At 64.3% G+C, this 2,642-nt stretch carries 3 protein-coding genes; all 3 read right to left on the bottom strand.

Translation table 11 applies throughout. From position 1 onward, the window contains the following. A partial coding sequence (locus VF497_RS08700) for a hypothetical protein (protein ID WP_330887725.1) occupies positions 1-594 on the bottom strand: 594 nt, incomplete at its 3' end. A 113-nt stretch (positions 595-707) separates the two neighbouring features. Then, entirely contained in the window at positions 708-1,988 is a 1,281-nt protein-coding gene (locus VF497_RS08695) for a DUF1254 domain-containing protein (RefSeq protein WP_330887723.1), read from the bottom strand. Positions 1,989-2,021: 33 nt separating this feature from the next. Further along, the coding region (locus VF497_RS08690) for an MFS transporter (RefSeq protein ID WP_330887721.1) at positions 2,022-2,642 on the bottom strand (621 nt) is incomplete at its 5' end.

Genomic DNA, 2,642 nt, shown 5'->3' with positions numbered 1-2,642 from the left:
GAAGCTCGGAGGCATGAGCTGAGCGCCGTGCTGCATCCGTTGGAAGTACATCGGACTGATGTTGAAATAACCCTTGTACGGCAGGCTGAAGCCGAACTGCAGACCGGCAAGCACATCGTAGTTGCTGGATGCGGTGAAGATATTCGAGAGCGAAGCGTCCGCCCCGACGAGAAACGAGATGTTGGTCAGCGGGCCGACGGAGAACGCATTGGTGTCGAACAGTTCGTTCCAGCCGAATGTGCTGCGGATCGACGCCGAAGCCGCCACGCCGCCGGCGCATAGTCCGGTCGGCGCGAGCACGGATCCGAGGCACGGCGCGGTGGCCGCCCCGTGATCGTATTTCGACGTCAACAGCGAGAAGCTGTTGCTGCCATAGGCCCAGGTGTCATAGTGCGTGTAGGCGAGCGTCGTGCTTTGCGAATTCTTGGCGTAACCGGGAACGCCTCCCGAAAACTGCGAAACCGTGACGCGGTTGTCGTTGACCAGGAAGAACGGCTTTTCAACCGGCGGCGGCGCCTTGAGCGTCGCGGCCTTCTTCGACATCTCGCGCGCCGCATCGGTCGTTTGATCGGCGGCCTGCGCCGCTACCAGCATGCAGAACAGCCCCGCCACTGCGCCGGGGAGTACACCCTTCCGCATCATCCCTGCCCCCTTGTCGTTATTGTTATTGATCCGCCCCTGTCGATCCCTTCGGATCGTCGAATGCTCTAGCCGGCGGCCTCCCGTACCGGAGGCAAACGCCAGCGTCCCGCCAACATCTCCTGACGCGGTAGATAGCAGCGCATGATCAGGCTGAACGGTCCGCGCTTCGGCGCCGGCAGCCAGTTGGCGGTTCGATCGCCTCCGGGATCGCCGCCCCCGATCCAGATGGTGATCGATCCGTCCGCATTGCGCCGAACGCCGTCCGTGCGATCGCCGATGGCGTAGCGCCCCAGCGCGTTCTCGGTGAGGAACAACTGATTGTCGTCGGCGACTTCGTACATCGTCAACGACCAGAAACCGTTCAACGGCAGTCTGGCCGGCAAGTGAAGCCGATAGTCGGCCGTACCGTCGAAGAAGCCGTTCTCCAGATTTCCCGCGGCGCGCATGTACATCGCCTCGGCAACCGGCAGCGCGCCGATGCCCCACAAGGCCACCGCGGCGCGGTAGCGATAGTCCTGATCGAAATTGCCGAGGTTGGCGCGCGGATAGCTCCAGCCGTCGACAAATTCCAATCGCTTGCCGCCGGACACCAGTGCCGTCCGCGCTGCGGCAACACCTCGGGCAATCGCCTCCGACGCCGCCGGCACCGGCAGCTGGAGCGCGGCTGCGATGCGACGCAGAATGGCGGTATCGGTCGCCGGGGCCGGGTCCGACGCCATCAAGCCCTGAATGCTGGCGAACAGCGCCGGCGCAGCCGCATTGCGCTCCACATGGTCGTTGGGAGGGCTAGCCGACGGGCCGTCCAATTTGAAGCCATCCTGAATCCCGCGTGCGGCTGCGAGATCCGCGGCGCCATCGACCAATGTTCTGATCAGGAGCCACGCATGCGGGGTCGCGACACGGACGACATCGGGGCCCGAGCCGGTCTGGTCCGGTCCGACGATCGTGAACGTGCCGCCGGCATTGCCGATCGTCCTGGTGCCGAGCACCGCATTGTTGTTGGTGTACATGTCCATCAGCGCGGCGGAGAAATAGCGGTCTCCGGTCGGCGGGATCGTCAACCGGACGGCACCCTGCGTCAGATCGAGCCACGCGACCGAATACAGCGTGTCGTTGTTCGGCGTCGTGACCCAGCGTGCCCGGTGATCGATCAGGTCGCGCTGATGCGACAGCGTATTCTGCAGCCCGGTGCGGCCAAGCGAGTTGCGGCGAACCGCGGCCATCTCGATCAGGGGCAACGCATAGACGAAGGCCTCGCCCGCCGCAGCGGCCAGGCTCGCGTCCTCCGGCATCGGCTGGGAAAGCGGTGCGCCGGCAGATGTCTGCGGCAAATCCCTGAGGGTCATCTTTCGTCTCCAGTTAGCGCCATCGATCCAGGCTCATGTCAGCGCGACGGCGAGGTTTTGGACGCGCTCGGGCGTCGCCCGGTAGCGGCCAAGCGACAGGAACAGCATCACCGGGACGATCTGCACGGCAGACAGCAGCAGCAACGGCAACACCACGCTATCGCCCAATGTCGAAAGCCAGACGAACGCGACCGGGCCGATCGCCGCGCCGATGCAGAATGCAAACAGCAACCAGCTGAAGACCTTCGAGACTGATCGTGTGCCGAAATAGCGCCCGGCCAGATAGGGCATCAGGTCCGCCTCCCCGCTGATCGAAAACCCCATCAGGATCGAGGCGAGCACCATCGGGGCTACTGCATCCGCGGTGGCATTGATCAGCGCCGAGAGCGCCATCAGCAGAACGGTCAGGATGCCGACGACGCGAGCGTGCAACCGGTCGAGCAAATGTCCGACCACAATTCGCCCGAACAGCGCAGCGACGGCGCCGGCCGTCTGAATCCAGGCGACATCGGCGGCGCTCACGTCGGCGCGGCGCTTGAGGATGTACATAACGTTCGGCGCGATCGCATAGAACGACATTCCGATCACGGCAAAGCAAAACGCGAGCTTCCAGAAGGTCGGGGTGCCGATGATCTCGGCAGCGCTGATGCCGGC

The sequence above is a fragment of the Rudaea sp. genome (genome assembly GCF_036383415.1).
Classification (GTDB): Bacteria; Pseudomonadota; Gammaproteobacteria; order Xanthomonadales; family Rhodanobacteraceae; genus Rudaea.
This window is presented reverse-complemented; position numbering and strand designations above follow the sequence as displayed.

Bases quoted from the DNA above. Each gene is read 5' to 3' on its own strand.
- VF497_RS08695 (WP_330887723.1), bottom strand. From the start codon at position 1,988: ATGACCCTCAGGGATTTGCCGCAGACATCTGCCGGCGCACCGCTTTCC.